Source organism: Polaromonas sp. P1_E11 (assembly GCF_056405995.1).
This window is the reverse complement of sequence record NZ_JBFUBA010000002.1, coordinates 1,037,039-1,053,621: the sequence shown is the minus strand read 5'-3', so window position 1 is coordinate 1,053,621 and position 16,583 is coordinate 1,037,039. Positions and strand designations below refer to the sequence as shown.

The following is a 16,583-nucleotide window of genomic DNA, read 5'->3' as shown; positions in this document are numbered from 1 at the left end:
GAGCGTATTGCGGTGTTAACCGGCGACCGGAGCCGCCACAGCGGCATCGGTTTGTGGCTCATTGACATCGACTGCAATCGAGATCGGGCCGGCGGCCATCTCGGACTCGCCATCCTCCTCGCCCAGCGGATCAGGAGACTCATCCATCTCCATGTCCAGCCGCTCGACCACCGTGCCGGAAATATCCAGCGTGATCTCGTCGATCTCGCCCAGCTTTATACGCACCTTCGCGCCACGCGGCAGGCCCTGCGCACCAGCGGCCGGCAGCACCAGCGGCAACTCGTCGGCGCGCACCAGGTTGTCCTTGAAGGCGGTGGCCGTCAGCTCGGTGATGTTGTTCTGCTGCAGGTATTTGAGTGTCCAGTAGCGCTCAATGCCGGCCTGGAACCCGTTATAGGCGCTGTAGGCGGCGTCAAAGCCCGAGATGATGGAAAACAGCTCGGCGTCCTTGGGCTTGAACGGTGCAGCCAGTGCCGCCGTGCGGCCATGGCGTGCGCAGGCAATGATTTGCCACTGGTTGACCAGGTCGGTGTAGCGGCGCAGTGGCGAGGTACTCCAGGCATAGCTTTTGACGCCGATGCCCGCGTGCGGCAGGGCCTTGGTGCCCATGCGCACTTTCACGCCGGGCGCCAGGCTGGCCTGGCTGCGGTAAATGCCCGGCACGCCGTGCTCGGCCAGCCACTCGCCCCAGGTGCTGTTCGCCAGGATCATGGCCTCGGCCACGATCAAGTCCAGCGGTGCGCCGCGCTGGCGCGTGCTGATGCTGACCGTCTCGTTGCCCTGGGGCTCGCCGCCTGTGGGGTTATCCAGCCTGAAGTTGTAGTCGGGCCGGTTGAAGTTTTCGGGCTTGCCGCGCACGATTTCGCGCTGCCCCTTCAGGTGTTTGGCCAGCCGGTGCAGAAAGGTCAGCTCCACACCCCATTGCACGCCGGCAGGCGGATTGCTTTGCGCAGTTTCAAAAAAAGCCTCGGTGAAGGTGCTGTCCAGCACGTCGTGACGCAGGTTGCTGACGATGGGCACCTGCTCCAGCCGGGTCACGCTTTCCTTGATCTCCAGCGTGGCCTCATCGAGCGTGAGGTACAGCGACAGGGCCGGGCAGTTGCGGCCTTCCTGCAGCGTATAGCTTTTGACGATTTCATCCGGCAGCATGGTCAGCTTGTAGCCGGGCATGTACACGGTGGAAAGCCGCGCTCGGCCCACGGTGTCAATCGGGCTGCCGGGCAATACGGCCAGGCCCGGCGCGGCGATGTGGATGCCCAGCGTGACAATGCCGCTGCCCAGGCCCTGTACGGACAACGCGTCGTCGATTTCGGTGGTGGCTGAGTCGTCGATGGAAAACGCTTTCACGTCGGCCAGCGGCAATTCGTCCTTGACTTCGGGCGCCTGCAGCGCCGGGAAACCCGTGCCTTTGGGAAAGTTCTCGAATAAAAAGCGCTTCCAGTGGAACTGGTAGGGCGAGGCGATGGCGTCGGCCTTTTGCAGCAAATCGAGCGGCGCGGTGTGCGTGGCGCGCGAGGCCTCAACGACAGCCTTGTATTCCGCGCTGTTCTTGTCGGGCCTGAAGAGGATTTTGTAGAGCTGCTCGCGCACCGGCGCCGGGCATTCGCCGCGGCCCAGTTCTTCGGCCCAGGCGGTGATTTGCGCCGCGACCTGCTTTTTCTTTTCGATGGCGGCTAACGCCTGCTGCAGGATTTCCGCCGGTGCCTTCTTGAAGCGTCCCTTGCCGGCGCGGCGGAAGTAATGCGGCGCGTCATACAGGCGAAAGAGCGCTGCGGCCTGCTGTTCCAGCGAGGCAGCCTTGCCGTCGGCGCTGAAGTAGTCGCGCGCCAGGTCGGCAAAGCCGAATTCGTCTTCGCTGGCGAATTCCCAGGCCAGGTCCAGCTCAATGTCCTGGCTCAATTTCTGGCCCGCGGCCATCATGTCGGCGGGCGACGGTTTTTCAAATCTCAGCAAGGCATTGACGCCCTTGACTTTCACACGCTTGCCCGAGTCGAGCTCAACCTGCAGCGACGCATCGCTCTCGGACAAAATGCGGCCGGCCAGGAACTTGCCGGCTTCTTCAAACAATACAAACAAAACGGGATCCCTTTGGTGTCTTTGATGACTTGAGACTAGTGTAATCAGGGCTGCTTCAGAGAGATTTCAGGCCAATGCCAGGAAGTCGAGAATTGCCGGGAGGTGGCGGTCAAAGTCGCTGAGGGCGTGGTCACCCCCTTCAAGAAGCCGGATGTGAGCGCCCGCATAACGGGCCGTCATTTCACGCCAGTCCAGCACTTCGTCACCCTTCGCGACGATGGTGAAGTAATTTTGTGGCGTTTTCAGCGGTCCGGCCTGCTGCGCTTTCAGCTCATCCACAAAGTGGGGCTCGAAGAAAAAGTGTTCTTCCGGGTTGTTCCAGGCCGTTTGTTCGCCGATGTAGCGGGCAAGGTCGCGCGCCGGCTCCACGGCCGGGTTGAGCAGCACGGCCTTGCACCCAGCCTGTTCGGCCACCGCAGTGGCGTAAAAGCCGCCCAGCGAAGAACCGATCACGCCCATGCTTTGGTAGCCCGGCTTGCCGGGCCAGCCGGCAATTTCGTCCTTCACCATCTGCAGCGCGGCGTGCGGTGAAGGCGGCAGCTGCGGGCACCACCAGTGAACGGCGGGATGGCGCTGCTGCACGGCAGCGGCCATTTTTTTTGCTTTCACGGATTGCGGGGACGAACGAAATCCGTGGAGATAGAGCAGGTGGGTGGTGCGCATGCCGCATGTTAGACGGGCCGGCCACCCCCGGATTTTGCCGGGACCGATTTCCGGGGTTTCGCGGTGTTTGCTGCCGGTTTTAAGTAAAACAGGGTTTCAAGCCAATCAGGTCGGGCGCAAGCAGCTATTTAATTGATAGCAAAACTCGCCTCCGCGGGATGCCCGGCCGCGCGTTTTCGGCTTCAAGGCTGACGGATAATCCGCGCATGGCCGCCGTTTTCGACAAACCCTCCCTTTATCAGCGAACCTTGCCTTTGCTCCAGGGCTTTGACGGCCTCCTGGCGTTTGCGGTGTTTTTGCTGGCCTGTGCAGGCCTCCTGATCATGTATTCGTCAGGATATGACCACGGCACCCGGTTTGTTGACCATGGCCGCAACATGCTGATTGCCGGCGCCATCATGTTTGTGGTGGCCCAGGTTCCACCCCAGCGCCTGATGGCGTTTGCCGTGCCGCTGTACATCGCCGGCGTGGCCTTGCTGGTGGCGGTGGCGATCTTTGGCGTCACCAAAAAAGGTGCGCGGCGCTGGCTGAATGTGGGCGTGGTGATCCAGCCCAGCGAAATCCTGAAAATCGCCATGCCGCTGATGCTGGCCTGGTGGTTCCAGAAACGCGAAGGCCAACTGCGCCCGCTGGACTTCCTGGCCGCCGGGCTGCTGCTGGTCGTTCCAGTTGGGCTCATCATGAAGCAGCCTGATCTGGGAACTTCCCTGCTGGTACTGGCCGCGGGGCTGGCGGTGATCTTTTTCGCCGGGCTGAGCTGGAAGCTGATCCTGCCGCCAGTGCTGCTGGGCCTCATCGGCGTGTTCCTCGTGGTGTGGTTCGAGCCGCAAATCTGCGCCGACGGCGTGCGCTGGCCCATCCTGCACGACTACCAGCAGCAGCGCATCTGCACGCTGCTCGACCCGTCGCGCGACCCGCTGGGCAAGGGCTTTCACATCATCCAGGGCATGATCGCCATTGGCTCGGGCGGCATCACCGGCAAGGGCTTTATGGCCGGCACCCAGACGCACCTGGAGTTCATTCCCGAGCGCACCACTGACTTCATCTTCGCGGCGTATTCCGAAGAGTTCGGTCTGTTGGGAAATCTGTTGTTGATTGCAGCGTTTATCTTCCTGATTTTGCGCGGGCTGGCCATTGCGCTGGAGGCCTCGACCCTGTTTTCGCGCCTGCTGGCCGGTGCGCTGACCATGATTTTTTTCACTTATGCTTTCGTCAACATGGGCATGGTCAGCGGCATCCTGCCCGTAGTGGGCGTGCCGCTGCCTTTCATCAGCTATGGCGGCACGGCCATGGTGACGCTGGGGCTGGCCATCGGCATGCTGATGTCTATTGCCAAGGCCAAGCGTTTGGTGCAGAGCTAAACAAGGAGGTTCACATGGGATTTTTTGACTGGTTTGACACACGGGCCGCAGGTCAGTGCGGTATTTCCCTGGCGGAACTGGTGATCCGCGAGCTGCCGGCCAAGGAGTCGGTGAATGAAAAGAAATTTGCAGAAAAAGCAGAAAAAACGCTGGTAAAGATGTCGCATGAACTCGCCGCCTTTAAACGGGCGAACAAACTCAATACCTACCAAAAAGCCAAACTGGGCAACGCCTTTTTGTGGACGCTGAAAGACCGCGGCGTCAATGATGCCTATGCCGACGAATTGACGCGGTGGCTTTCCTTGCAGCTGTAGTCATGACAGTTTCTGGAGCAGCATGTTCGGACTTCTAAAAAAGATCCTGCCTGCCTCGTCGAGCGTGGCGATCGGCGCCGATACCCCCGACGATGACCGCTGCGCTGCACTCAAAAAGGAAGGCAATGCCTCGCTGGCAGAAGGCCGGTTTTATGAGGCAGCCCGGCTCTATCGCGAAGCCACCGAAGCCGACCCGGGTGATGTATCGGCCTTTGTCGGCCTTGCGCGTGCCCAGCTTGAGCAAAAAAAGCTGATGGAAGCGCGGGCGGCACTGGACGTCGCCCTGGTTCTCGATCCCAATCGGCCGGACGCCCATCTGGTCTTGGGCACGATGGCACTAAGGCAAGGTGACCTGCCGCGCGCGGTCTATCGCTTCGGTGAAGTCTTGCGTATCGATCCGGGGCTGGAGGCTGCCTACGAGGGGCTGGTTGACGCGTTGCTGGCAAGCGGAGAGCGCGACGACGCGGAAAAGGCTATCCGCGGCGGAATGATTCGTTTCCCGCAATCGGCAGGGCTGCTCTTCAGATTGGGAAATCTGGACAGTAGCCGGAATTTACCGCTCAGGGCCATCGAGAGTTACGAGCAGGCCCTGGCAACGGATCCGCAGAATGCGCAGTTTATGGCCGCGCTTGGCATTGCCCGCGATGACGCGGGCGAACATGAGCATGCAGTCACCCTGATGCGGCGCGCACTGACGCTCAAGCCTGGCGAGGTGAATATCCTCTTCGAACTGGGCCTGCGACTTTGGTCAAGAGCGTGTTTTGAAGACGCCGCAAAGAGCTTCAATGCCGCCGTCAAGCTGGATCCCGAGCATTTGCGCAGCCATATCAGCCTCGCCCTTGTCAGCCTGGTGGCGGGGGACTATGCAACGGGATGGCCGGAGTATGAGTGGCGATTTCGTATGCCGCTGGACGCGGCCTTCAGGCCTCACAAGGTTTTCCCGCAGCCGTTGTGGCTTGGGGCTCAGTCGATCGAAGGCAAGACCATTTTGTTGCACTGCGAGCAGGGTTACGGCGATACGCTGCAGTTTTGCCGGTATGCGGCGGATGTGGCGGCGTTGGGCGCGCGCGTTGTGCTGCAGGTTCAGCGGGGGCTCGGTGAACTCATGGCCGGACTGGCCGGTGTTGCCCTTGTGGTGGAGCAGGACCATCCCCTGCCGTCATTTGATGTGCATTGCCCCCTGATGAGCCTGCCCCTGGCTTTGGGCCATCATCGCAGTGGCTACATACCGTCCCAACAGCACTACCTGAAAGCCGATGCCGCCAAACGTTTGGAGTGGCAACGCCGGCTGGCGGACATGGGCCAGCCCTCAGTGCCAAAAATCGGCGTCGTCTGGTCGGGGTATGTGCATCACGAACGGGATGGCCAGCGCTCCATCGCGTTAGCCGAATTTCTCAAGTTGCTGCCTGCCGGCGTGCATGCGGTGTGCCTGCAACCCGAGGTGCGCGAATCGGACCTGCCGGTAATGAAGGCTGATTCAAGGGTTACTTTTTTGGGGCCCGAACTCAAGAGTTTCTCGGACACTGCGGCGTTGATTGACGCACTTGACCTTGTGGTGACGGTTGACACCAGCGTGGCGCATGCGGCGGGTGCGCTGGGAAAGCCGGTTTGGCTGCTGGTGTCCCATATTCCCGACTGGCGCTGGTTATTGAATAGGACCGATAGTCCGTGGTATCCCGGCGTCACGATATTCAGGCAGAACGTTCCGGGCGACTGGGCCCATCCCCTGGCCCAGGTGCGCCGGGCGCTCAAGAATCGCTATCAGCCTGTGGTGCCTCCTCCCGACGCGACATCAGCGCGGGACCTGGTACGGTGCGGTGAGTTGAAGAAAAAGGGCAACGCCTTGCTGGGGGACGGCAAGCTGGATGCGGCGGGGGCCATGTATTCCGAAGCTACCTGTGCTGACCCGATGGACGCGTCGGCCTTTGTGAATCTGGGCTATGTGTTATCGGAGCAAAAGCGGTTGCTCGAAGCGGCCGCCATGCTTGAGCATGCGCTGATGCTTGATGCGGGCCAGCTTGATGCGCATTTCATGCTGGGCACTATGGCTCAGCAGGAGACAAACCCTGAGCAGGCGATCTACCATTTTAGGGAAGCACTCAGGATTGAATCCGGTTTTGAGCTGGCGTGGCTCGGTTTGGGCTATGAACTCTTTCGTCATGATGAACTGAAGGAAGCCGAGGAGATCATGAGGGAAGGTATTCGCCGGTTTCCCGACTCGGTGGGCCTTCTGTGTAATCTGGGGAACCTGTACAGCAGCCGGAATTTGCCGCTCAGCGCAATAGAGCCCTACGAAAAAGCGCTCGCACTGGAGCCTGAGAATGCTCAAATCATGAGCAATTTGGGAGCAGCGTGTGAGGCTGCGGGAGATTTCGCGCGGGCGATCCCGTTGATGCGCCGGGCACTGGATCTCAACCCCGGGGACGCGAATACGCTGGTTCACCTCGGTATTTCCTTGAGTGAACAGGGCTTCCACGATGACGCCATCAAAAGTTACCGGACGGCCCTTGAGCTGGACCCCGGGAATTTCGCCGCTCATTTCAATCTCGGGTTTAGCGCCCTGCTGAATGGCGACTATGCAACGGGCTGGAACGAATACGAGTGGCGGCTCAGGAGCGGGAAAGAAAAAGATGTGAAAGAGCGCAAGGTCTTCGCCAGGCCTCTCTGGCTCGGCGGGGAAGCTATCGCCGGTCAAACGATCCTGCTCTCATGTGAACAGGGATTTGGAGACACCATCCAGTTTTCCAGATACGCCACTGAAGTGGCCGCGCTCGGTGCGCACGTGGTGCTTCAGGTGCAGGCGGGCCTTAAAGAGCTGATGGGGACTCTTCCGGGGGGGATCCGCGTTCTGGAGGAGCATGAGCCCTTGCCGCCGTTTGATTGCTATTGCCCCCTGATGAGCCTTCCATTGGCCCTGGGGCATCATCGGACCGGGTTTGTGCCGGCGAGCTTGTCTTATTTGAAAGCCGATCCCGATAAAAAGGCGGCATGGCAACAGCGGCTTGCTGCCCTTGCCGGATCTGCCACCCCTCAGGTGGGCATTGTCTGGTCCGGCAACGCCAATCAGAAGCGCGACCGGCTACGCTCCCTGCGGCTTGCGGAATTTCTGCAGGCCCTGCCCGCCGGAATGCCGGCAATATGCCTTCAACCCATGCTTCGTGAAGTGGACGTCCCTGTCATGAAGACGCAACCACACATCCTCTGTCCGGGCGAGGCGCTGAAGACTTTCGCCGATACCGCGGCTGTGATCGACTCACTGGACCTGGTTGTCACGTCGGATACCAGCGTGGCACACCTTGCGGGTGCCATGGGTAAACCGGTATGGATTCTGGTTCCATACATTCCCGACTGGCGTTGGCTGCTGGAGAGGAGCGATAGCCCCTGGTATCCGAGCGCAAGGATATTTCGCCAGGCCGAGGCTGGGGACTGGCGTCAACCCCTGGAGCAGGTGCGCGAAGCGCTGTCAATGCGTTACCGGCCGCTAATTGCCTGAGTTCGCTGAGGGGCCCGCACAGGGCATCATGACCGAGACTTGCCCACCGACGGCCGTAACTCGCGGGCAAAGCCCTTGGGCCTCATACCGGTGCGTGAACAGGCGCTGACGGGGCAGGGCAGACTGCCTACAATGGCCGCATGACCTCCCTCCGCTCCACGCCCACTGCCACCGCCAACAAATCCACTATCTCCTCCGCTGCGCGGCCGACCGTGGAGTCCACATCCGGACGGCTGGAGGTTGCCGAAAAGCTGCTGTTGGCGCCTTTCGGCCTCACGCATGCGCATCTGAGCCGCGCGCTGGGCGAAATCACCTCCCACGGCGCTGATGATGCCGATCTCTACTTCCAGTACACCCGTAGCGAAGGCTGGAGCCTGGAAGAGGGCATCGTGAAGACGGGCTCTTTCAGCATCGACCAGGGCGTGGGCGTGCGCGCCGTGAGCGGCGAAAAAACCGCCTTTGCCTATTCCGACGATATTTCCGAAGCATCGCTGCTCGACGCGGCGCGCACCGTACGCAGCATTTCTGCCGGCGGCAAATCGGCGCGCGTGAAGACGCCGGTCCGCAAGATCGCCGGCAGCCGTTCGCTCTACCAGGGCCTGGATCCGATCGCCACGCTGGACAGCACCACCAAGGTCAAGTTGCTGGAGAAGGTGGAAAAACTCGCCAAAGCCAAGGACCCGCGCATTGTGCAGGTCATGGCGGGCTTGGCCAGCGAGTACGACGTGGTGATGGTGGCGCGCGCCGACGGTACGCTGGCCGCTGATGTGCGCCCGCTGGTGCGCCTGAGCGTAACGGTGATTGCCGAGCAGAAAGGCCGGCGTGAAGTCGGCTCGGGCGGCGGCGGCGGGCGTTTTGGCCTGGCCTATTTTGACGACGCGCAGATTGCCGAATATGTGAACGACGCCGTGAAAGCAGCATTGACCAACCTGGATGCACGCCCCGCGCCGGCCGGCGAAATGACGGTGGTGTTGGGTTCGGGCTGGCCCGGCATTTTGCTGCATGAGGCCATCGGCCACGGCCTGGAGGGCGATTTCAACCGCAAGGGCTCCAGCGCGTTTTCCGGCAAGATCGGCCAGCGCGTGGCGGCCAAGGGTGTCACGGTGCTGGATGACGGCACGATTGCTGATCGCCGCGGGTCGCTCAACGTCGACGACGAAGGGCACGCCAGTCAGCGCAATGTGTTGATTGAAGACGGCATCCTGAAGGGCTACATCCAGGATTCGCTCAACGCGCGCCTGATGAAGGTCAAGCCCACGGGCAACGGCCGCCGCGAAAGCTACGCCCATGTGCCCATGCCGCGCATGACCAACACCTACATGCTGGGCGGCGACAAGCAGCCTGAAGAAATCGTAGCCAGCATCAAAAAGGGTCTGTATGCCACCAACTTCGGCGGCGGTCAGGTCGACATCACCTCCGGCAAGTTCGTGTTCTCGGCCAGCGAAGCCTTCTGGGTGGAAAACGGCAAGATCCTTTACCCGGTAAAGGGCGCGACGATTGTCGGCAACGGCCCCGACGCGCTGACCCGCGTCACCATGATGGGCAACGACATGGCGCTGGACAGCGGCGTGGGCACCTGTGGCAAGGAAGGCCAGAGCGTACCAGTGGGCGTCGGCCAGCCAACACTGCGCATCGACGGCCTGACCGTGGGCGGAACAGCCTGATCCGGGCCTGAAAAGGCGTGTTTTTGACCTGTGCTACATTTCAGCTTATGAATTCGGCCAAGTTTTACTTCGGTTACTTTTGGTTCTCAAGCGCTTCCGGCGGTAGAGAGATCAACGCGTGACCCGATAAAACGCACCGATTCTCCAAAAACCGCCGGCCTCCGGCGGTTTTTTTTTGCCCGTTCAATTTTTAAATGACCTGACTTGTGACGACCTGATTGAAATCCCGAAAGAAAAGGAAAACAGCGATGAATGCCAAGCCCACCTCCGCCAGCGACAACTGGTATGCGAACGTCGAAAAGACCAGCCAGACCGACGACGAACGCATCAAGGACATCACCGTGTTACCCCCTCCCGAGCATCTCATCCGCTTTTTCCCGATCCGCGGCACCGCCGTCGAGACGCTGATCAGCAAAACCCGCAAAAGCATCCACAACATCATCCAGGGCAAGGATGACCGTCTGCTTGTCGTTGTCGGGCCGTGCTCCATCCACGACCCGATGGCCGCACTGGACTACGCCCGTAAACTCGCCCTGCAGCGCAAGAAGTACGAAGGCACGCTGGAAATCGTGATGCGCGTTTACTTCGAAAAACCGCGCACCACCGTCGGCTGGAAGGGCCTGATCAACGACCCGTACCTTGATGAAACCTTCCGCATCGACGAAGGCCTGCGCATCGCACGCCAGCTGCTGATCGACATCAATCGTATCGGCCTGCCCGCCGGCAGCGAGTTCCTCGATGTGATCTCGCCGCAATACATCGGCGACCTGATTTCCTGGGGCGCCATCGGTGCGCGTACGACGGAAAGCCAGGTACACCGTGAACTGGCTTCGGGCCTGTCGGCGCCCATCGGCTTCAAGAACGGCACCGACGGCAACATCCGTATCGCCACCGACGCTATTCAGGCGGCAGCGCGCGGCCACCACTTTTTGTCGGTGCACAAAAACGGCCAGGTCGCCATCGTGCAGACCAACGGCAACAAGGACTGCCACGTGATCTTGCGCGGCGGCAAGGCACCGAACTACGATGCGGCAAGCGTCGCGGCGGCCTGCAAAGAGCTCGAGGCCTCCAAACTGCCTGCCACGCTGATGGTTGACTGCAGCCACGCCAATAGCTCCAAACAACACGAAAAGCAGGTCGAAGTGGCGCGCGACATCGCAGGCCAGGTGGCCAGCGGCTCACGCCATGTGTTCGGCCTGATGGTGGAAAGCCACCTCAACCCAGGCGCGCAGAAATTCACGCCCGGCAAGGACGACTCAAAAGCGCTGGAATACGGCAAAAGCATCACCGACGCCTGCCTGGGCTGGAACGACTCGCTGGACGTGCTGGAAATCCTTTCGACTGCCGTGCAGGCACGCCGGGCCAAAAAGTAGGGTTTGCCGACGCGCGGGTTTGTGCGAATAGCCGCCGGGCCCGCAAGTTGCCGACCATGAACCCCTGATCAGGAGCCCATCATGCGCAGCGAAGTCAGTGTGACCTTCAAGGGCCGTCCGCCCATCCGCCTGGACCTCAATGAAGTGCAGCCCATGCCGCACGATGTGGCAAGGGTGTGGCTTGACGGTGAGTTCACCCGGATGGAATGTGAGCCGCTGCGGCCGACCGGCAAGCTGCTGACGGCCGACAAGGTGGTCGTCATCGCCCAGGCCGCCGGGCCGGCGAAATTTGCGGATGCCCAATGGGCGCAGGAGTTTGCCCGCGCCGCCAGCGCGGCGCTGGCCAAGCCCGTTGTGCATGTGGACGTTGATGCGCTGAGCATCAGCTACTAAGGCCCCCTCGCTCCCCCACTTTGTGTGGGTCGCTGCCCCCCGAGGGGCCGCCCGCCCTCCGGCCCGGCAAAGCCGGTTCCGGGGCTCATGCTGGCTTTAAGAAAGTACCGGCCTGCTCGTTTCGTATCGGGTCGTCCCCTGAACCGGCCCCTGCCAGCCGGGTTTGTTTTCAGGCCTTCAGCGCCTTCAGCAGCCTGGCGTGAATCCCGCCAAACCCCCCGTTGCTCATGCACAGCAAGTGGTCACCCGGCCGGGTGGCCGCCATCACCTGCGCGAGCAGCTGGTCAATGGTGCCGGCCACCTGCGCGCGATCCCCCATGGGCGCGAGCGCGGCGCGCGCATCCCAGTCCAGACCGCCAGCATGGCAAAACGCCAGATCGGCCTGCTCCAGGCTCCAGGGTAGCTGGGCCGTCATGGCGCCCAGTTTCATGGTGTTGCTGCGCGGCTCGAAGATGGCAAGGATGCGTTCGCTGCCCCGGCCTGCGCTTTGCAGCTGGCGGCGCAGGCCGTCTACTGTGGTGTGGATGGCGGTGGGGTGGTGGGCAAAGTCGTCATACACGGTGATGTCGCCGCCCTTGCGCGGAATCACGCCGCGCACTTCCATGCGGCGCTTGACGTTCTGGAAGTCCGCCAGCGCCCGGGCGGCGGCTTCGGGCGCCACGCCGACGTGCTCAGCCGCCGCGATGGCGGCCAGCGCATTGAGCTGGTTGTGCACGCCGCTGATGCCCCACTGCACATGGGCCACGGCTTCGCCGGCCTTGAGCACATGAAAGTCGTGCGGCTCGCCGTGGGCCATGAAACCGCTCTTATTCAGCAGGCCGCTGCCGAAGAGCAGTTGCTCACTCCAGCAGCCCTGGGCCAGCACGCGCTGCAGGCTGGCCTCGGCGGCATTGACGACCACGCGGCCTTGTGAAGGGATGGTGCGCACCAGGTGGTGAAACTGCCGTTCGATGGCGGCCAGATCGTCAAAAATGTCGGCGTGGTCAAACTCGAGGTTGTTCAGGATGGCCGTGCGTGGCCGGTAGTGCACGAACTTGCTGCGCTTGTCGAAAAAGGCGGTGTCGTATTCGTCGGCCTCGATGACAAAGGTGTTGCCTTCGCCCAGCCGGGCCGACACGCCGAAGTTCAGCGGCACGCCGCCGACCAGGAAACCCGGCTTCAGCCCGGCAGCTTCGAGAATCCAGGCCAGCATGGCCGTGGTGGTGGTCTTGCCGTGCGTGCCGGCCACTGCCAGCACATGGCGTGGCCCGGTCGGGTGGTGAGTGGGGTGGTGCAGCACGTGGCCCGAGAGCCATTGCGGGCCACTGGTGTAGGGCTTGCCGCTGTTCAGGATGGCTTCCATAAGCGGGTATTTGGCGCTGCCATCGGCAACCCGGGCACGCGACACCACGTTGCCGACCACAAACACGTCGGGCTCGAAGGCCATCTGGTCGGCGCCGTAGCCCTCGATCAGCTCAATCCCCAAGCCGCGCAGCTGGTCGCTCATGGGCGGGTAGACGCCGGTGTCGCAGCCTGTCACTTTGTGCCCTGCTTCCCGCGCCAGGGCGGCCAGGCCCCCCATGAAGGTGCCGCAGATTCCCAGAATATGTATGTGCATGGCCTGTATTCTAGGCAGGGCTTCCCGCGGGCCCCATAGGTCTGGGTTCGATAGCTGGGTGAAAATTCATGTCGAAAATGCCTTCAGGCCAATGCGGACGGGCGCAAGAAGCTATTGATTTCATAGCAACCTGGTGTGCCCTGGGTCCGGGTGAACTTTAGCGTCTGGCGGGAACCCAACCCGAGGCACAATCGCTTCGCCCGCACCCGCATCATTTATCCGCATCACCCATTGACCTTCGATTTGGCCTTTCCTGGTCGAAGCCAGCCGATCTTGACACTTCCTACCCTCAAATCCGAAATAGCCGCCACGGCCGCCGCACTGGTGGTGGAAGAAGGGCTGGAATATGGTCCGGCTAAACGCCGTGCCGTCAAACAGATGGCGCTGCCGGCCCGTACCGAACTGCCGGGCAATGACGAGCTGGAAGACGCCGTCCGCGAATACATCGCGCTTTTCTGTGCCGACACCCAGCCTGCCGAGCTGGCGGCCCTGCGTGAACTGGCGCTGATATGGATGGAGCGGCTGGTGCAGTTTCGGCCCTACCTGGGCGGCGCCGTCTGGCACGGCACGGCCACGCGGCTGTCCGACATCTATATCCAGCTGTTCTGCGATGACCCCAAATCAGCCGAGATTGCCCTGATTGAGCACAATGTGGACTATGAGCCGCGTACCGTGACTGGTTTTACCGGTGACAGCGTGGAAGCGCTCAGTCTGCGAAGTGTGTGCAAACCTTTGAATGAAACGGTGGGCGTGCACCTGATGGTGTATGACCACGATGACCTGCGCGGTGCCCTGCGGCCCGACGCCAAGGGGCGGACCCCGCGGGGTGACCTGGCTGCCGTGCAAAAATTGCTTTCCCCCCAAACCGGAACTTCAGACACGTGAATCGCAGAAACATGCTTTATGGCAGCGCCGCCGCCTTGGCCGGCCTGGCGGGTGCGAGCGTCTCCTGGTGGAAATTCCAGCCCCATGCAGTGGATGAAAAGGTGGTGGCGCCCACCCCCGGCAGTACATCTGGCAGTGCGACCGACGCATTCTGGAGCCTGAACTTCGACACGCCCGACGGCAAGAACCTGTCTTTGAGCACCTTTCGCGGGAAGCTGCTGTTGGTGAATTTCTGGGCCACCTGGTGCCCGCCTTGCGTAGAGGAATTGCCTCTATTGGATTACTTCTACCAGGAAAATCGCGATAAAAACCTGCAAGTGCTGGGTTTGGCTGTCGATCAGCCCAGCGCTGTGCGAACCTGGCTGCAAACCAAACCGCTGCATTTCCCGGTCGGCATGGCCGGCCTGGGTGGAACGGAGCTCAGCAAGTCACTGGGCAATCTCGCCGGCAGCCTGCCTTTTACTGCGGTGTTCAGCGCTTCAGGTGAACTGCTTCACCGCAAGATCGGCAAAGTCCTGCCGGAAGACCTGGCGCTCTGGGCCAAGCTCAGTTAGCCGCAAGGCATTGGCGATGGCCTGCGCTGCGTCGAAACCTTCGGTAACAGCAGTGAACAGCTTCTAACGGCATCTTCCATGGACTTTTTGAGGCGGAGTGGCCAGCCGCCAGACGGTTGGGAATGCCCCTCGGCTTGATGTACACTCTGCGCTTTCCCGGGGGCAAGCCGCCTGGCTGGTCCCCGCAGTAATTAACTGATAAGCGCTTTAAAGCGTAAAAGCAGAAAGTAAGTGAAAAAAGAAGGAAGATCGGTGGCCGCGTCAAGTGCCTTCCGTTTCCAGCCTTTCAGTCAAAAAAGCTGCGCCGAGATCCCGCGCCAGCATCTACCGTCGTTGGAGAGACCCTATGGATTTAAGAAAACTCAAGACCCTGATCGACCTCGTCTCAGAGTCCAACGTCTCCGAGCTGGAGATCACTGAAGCCGAAGGCAAAGTGCGCATCGTCAAATCCAGCGGCGCCCCCCTGGTGATGCAGCAGCCGGTTGCCATGGTAGCAGCTCCCGCAGCAGCGCCCGTGGCCGGCGCGCCTGCCGCACCGGTTGCCGAGGCAGCGCCCGCAGCGCCTGCCGGGCATGCCGTCAAGTCGCCCATGGTGGGCACTTTCTACCGCTCTGCCAGCCCCGGCGCCAAGCCTTTTGTCGAAATCGGCAGCGTCATCAAGGAAGGCGAGACCATCTGCATCATCGAGGCCATGAAGATCCTCAACGAGATCGAAGCCGACAAATCGGGCACCGTCACCAAGATCCTTTCGGAAAACGGCCAGGCTGTCGAATACGGCCAACCACTCTTCATCATTGAATAAGCGGGCGCCTTGCCTCCTTTCCAAACCAGGCTTACCGACGCATGTTCAAGAAAATACTGATCGCCAACAGGGGTGAGATTGCCCTGCGCATCCAGCGCGCCTGCCGCGAACTCGGCGTGAAGGCCGTGATGGTCTATTCCGAAGCCGACCGCGAGGCCAAATACATCAAGCTGGCCGACGAGTCGGTCTGCATCGGCCCGGCGCCTTCCAAAGACAGCTACCTCAACATGCCCGCCATCATCTCGGCAGCCGAGGTGACGGATGCTGAAGCCATTCACCCCGGATACGGTTTCCTGAGCGAAAACGCCGACTTCGCCGAGCGCGTGGAAAAAAGCGGCTTCAAGTTCATCGGCCCCACGCCGGAGTCGATCCGCATCATGGGCGACAAGGTCTCGGCCAAGCAGACCATGATCAAGGCCGGTGTGCCTTGTGTACCTGGCTCTGAAGGTGCCTTGCCGGATGACCCGGTCATCATCAAGCGCACCGCCAAGCAGGTCGGCTACCCCGTCATCATCAAGGCGGCCGGCGGCGGCGGCGGGCGAGGCATGCGCGTGGTGCACACCGAGGCAGCCCTGCTGCACGCGGTGCAGACCACCAAGGCCGAAGCCGGTGCGGCTTTCGGCAACCCCGAGGTCTATATGGAGAAATTTCTCCAGAACCCGCGGCACATCGAAATCCAGATCCTGGCCGACCAGCACAAGAATGCGGTCTGGCTGGGTGAGCGCGACTGTTCCATGCAGCGCCGCCACCAGAAAGTCATCGAAGAAGCGCCGGCGCCCGGGATTCCGCGCAAGTTGATCGAGCGCATCGGCGAACGCTGCGTCGCGGCCGTCAAGAAAATCGGCTACCGCGGTGCGGGCACTTTCGAATTTCTTTATGAAAACGGCGAGTTCTACTTTATCGAGATGAACACGCGTGTCCAGGTGGAACACCCGGTCACCGAATGGATCACCGGCGTGGACATCGTGCGCACCCAGATCATGGTGGCGGCCGGTGAAAAGCTGCCTTTTGCCCAGCGTGACATCCAGCTCAAAGGCCATTCGATCGAATGCCGCATCAACGCGGAAGACCCCTACAAGTTCGTGCCGTCGCCAGGCCGCATCACGACCTGGCACACACCGGGCGGGCCGGGTGTGCGGGTGGACTCGCACATTTACGCCAACTATTTTGTGCCGCCCAACTACGACTCCATGATCGGCAAGATCATCGTGCACGGCGACACGCGTGAGCAGGCGCTAGCCCGCATGAGCACGGCGCTGGCCGAAACCGTGGTCGAAGGCATCAATACCAATATTCCGCTACATCGTGAACTGATGGTGGACGCCAAGTTCATGGACGGCGGCACCAACATCCACTATCTTGAAGAGTGGCTGTCAAAACGCGAGCGTTAGCCCCCACGGTCGCTCAC

Annotated in this window: 13 protein-coding genes; 10 read left to right on the top strand and 3 right to left on the bottom strand. The window is 61.4% G+C overall.

Annotated features, from left to right (window positions below; all coding sequences use genetic code 11):
* Positions 1–15 precede the first annotated feature (15 nt).
* Complete coding sequence (locus tag AC1D11_RS12490; RefSeq protein ID WP_477649081.1) at positions 16–2,076, bottom strand: ribonuclease catalytic domain-containing protein; 2,061 nt, start codon at positions 2,074–2,076, stop codon at positions 16–18.
* A 66-nt stretch (positions 2,077–2,142) separates the two neighbouring features.
* Complete coding sequence (locus AC1D11_RS12485; protein ID WP_477649080.1) at positions 2,143–2,739, bottom strand: YqiA/YcfP family alpha/beta fold hydrolase; 597 nt, start codon at positions 2,737–2,739, stop codon at positions 2,143–2,145.
* A gap of 206 nt (positions 2,740–2,945) precedes the next feature.
* Between AC1D11_RS12485 and rodA the strand changes: the two genes are divergently transcribed.
* The 6 genes from rodA (at position 2,946) to AC1D11_RS12455 (ending at position 11,337) form a co-directional block, all read left to right on the top strand.
* Positions 2,946–4,100, top strand: a complete 1,155-nt coding sequence (rodA, locus tag AC1D11_RS12480) for a rod shape-determining protein RodA (protein ID WP_457281082.1) — start codon at positions 2,946–2,948, stop codon at positions 4,098–4,100.
* A 14-nt stretch (positions 4,101–4,114) separates the two neighbouring features.
* A complete protein-coding gene (locus AC1D11_RS12475; RefSeq protein WP_477649079.1) occupies positions 4,115–4,414 on the top strand; it encodes a hypothetical protein in 300 nt (99 codons plus the stop codon).
* Between the two features lie 22 nt (positions 4,415–4,436).
* Positions 4,437–7,907: a tetratricopeptide repeat protein gene (locus AC1D11_RS12470; protein WP_477649078.1), complete on the top strand. Its 3,471-nt coding sequence runs from the start codon at positions 4,437–4,439 to the stop codon at positions 7,905–7,907.
* 140 nt (positions 7,908–8,047) lie between these two features.
* Entirely contained in the window at positions 8,048–9,571 is a 1,524-nt protein-coding gene (gene tldD, locus AC1D11_RS12465; protein WP_477649077.1) for a metalloprotease TldD, read from the top strand.
* 248 nt (positions 9,572–9,819) lie between these two features.
* Positions 9,820–10,944, top strand: a complete 1,125-nt coding sequence (locus AC1D11_RS12460; protein WP_477649076.1) for a 3-deoxy-7-phosphoheptulonate synthase — start codon at positions 9,820–9,822, stop codon at positions 10,942–10,944.
* 81 nt (positions 10,945–11,025) lie between these two features.
* Positions 11,026–11,337, top strand: a complete 312-nt coding sequence (locus tag AC1D11_RS12455) for a hypothetical protein (protein ID WP_477649075.1) — start codon at positions 11,026–11,028, stop codon at positions 11,335–11,337.
* 169 nt (positions 11,338–11,506) lie between these two features.
* On the opposite strand, the gene mpl is transcribed toward AC1D11_RS12455, so the two are convergent.
* Positions 11,507–12,934 (bottom strand): UDP-N-acetylmuramate:L-alanyl-gamma-D-glutamyl-meso-diaminopimelate ligase, encoded by a 1,428-nt coding sequence (gene mpl / locus AC1D11_RS12450; protein ID WP_477649074.1) that lies wholly within the window; start codon positions 12,932–12,934, stop codon positions 11,507–11,509.
* A 273-nt stretch (positions 12,935–13,207) separates the two neighbouring features.
* On the opposite strand from mpl, the gene AC1D11_RS12445 reads away from it, so the two are divergent.
* The 4 genes from AC1D11_RS12445 to accC all read left to right on the top strand — a co-directional run bounded on the left by AC1D11_RS12445 (position 13,208) and on the right by accC (position 16,566).
* Positions 13,208–13,819 carry a hypothetical protein gene (locus AC1D11_RS12445; RefSeq protein WP_477651246.1) on the top strand — a complete coding sequence of 204 codons (612 nt, stop codon included), beginning with the start codon at positions 13,208–13,210 and terminating at the stop codon, positions 13,817–13,819.
* Positions 13,816–14,373: a TlpA disulfide reductase family protein gene (locus tag AC1D11_RS12440; RefSeq protein WP_477649072.1), complete on the top strand. Its 558-nt coding sequence runs from the start codon at positions 13,816–13,818 to the stop codon at positions 14,371–14,373. Before AC1D11_RS12445 ends, AC1D11_RS12440 begins: the two co-directional genes overlap by 4 nt.
* Before the next feature lie 346 nt (positions 14,374–14,719).
* The gene (accB, locus tag AC1D11_RS12435) at positions 14,720–15,175 is read left to right on the top strand and encodes an acetyl-CoA carboxylase biotin carboxyl carrier protein (RefSeq protein ID WP_477649071.1); all 456 of its coding nucleotides are present in this window, start codon (positions 14,720–14,722) and stop codon (positions 15,173–15,175) included.
* A gap of 41 nt (positions 15,176–15,216) precedes the next feature.
* Entirely contained in the window at positions 15,217–16,566 is a 1,350-nt protein-coding gene (gene accC, locus AC1D11_RS12430; RefSeq protein WP_477651247.1) for an acetyl-CoA carboxylase biotin carboxylase subunit, read from the top strand.
* Positions 16,567–16,583: the final 17 nt, after the last annotated feature.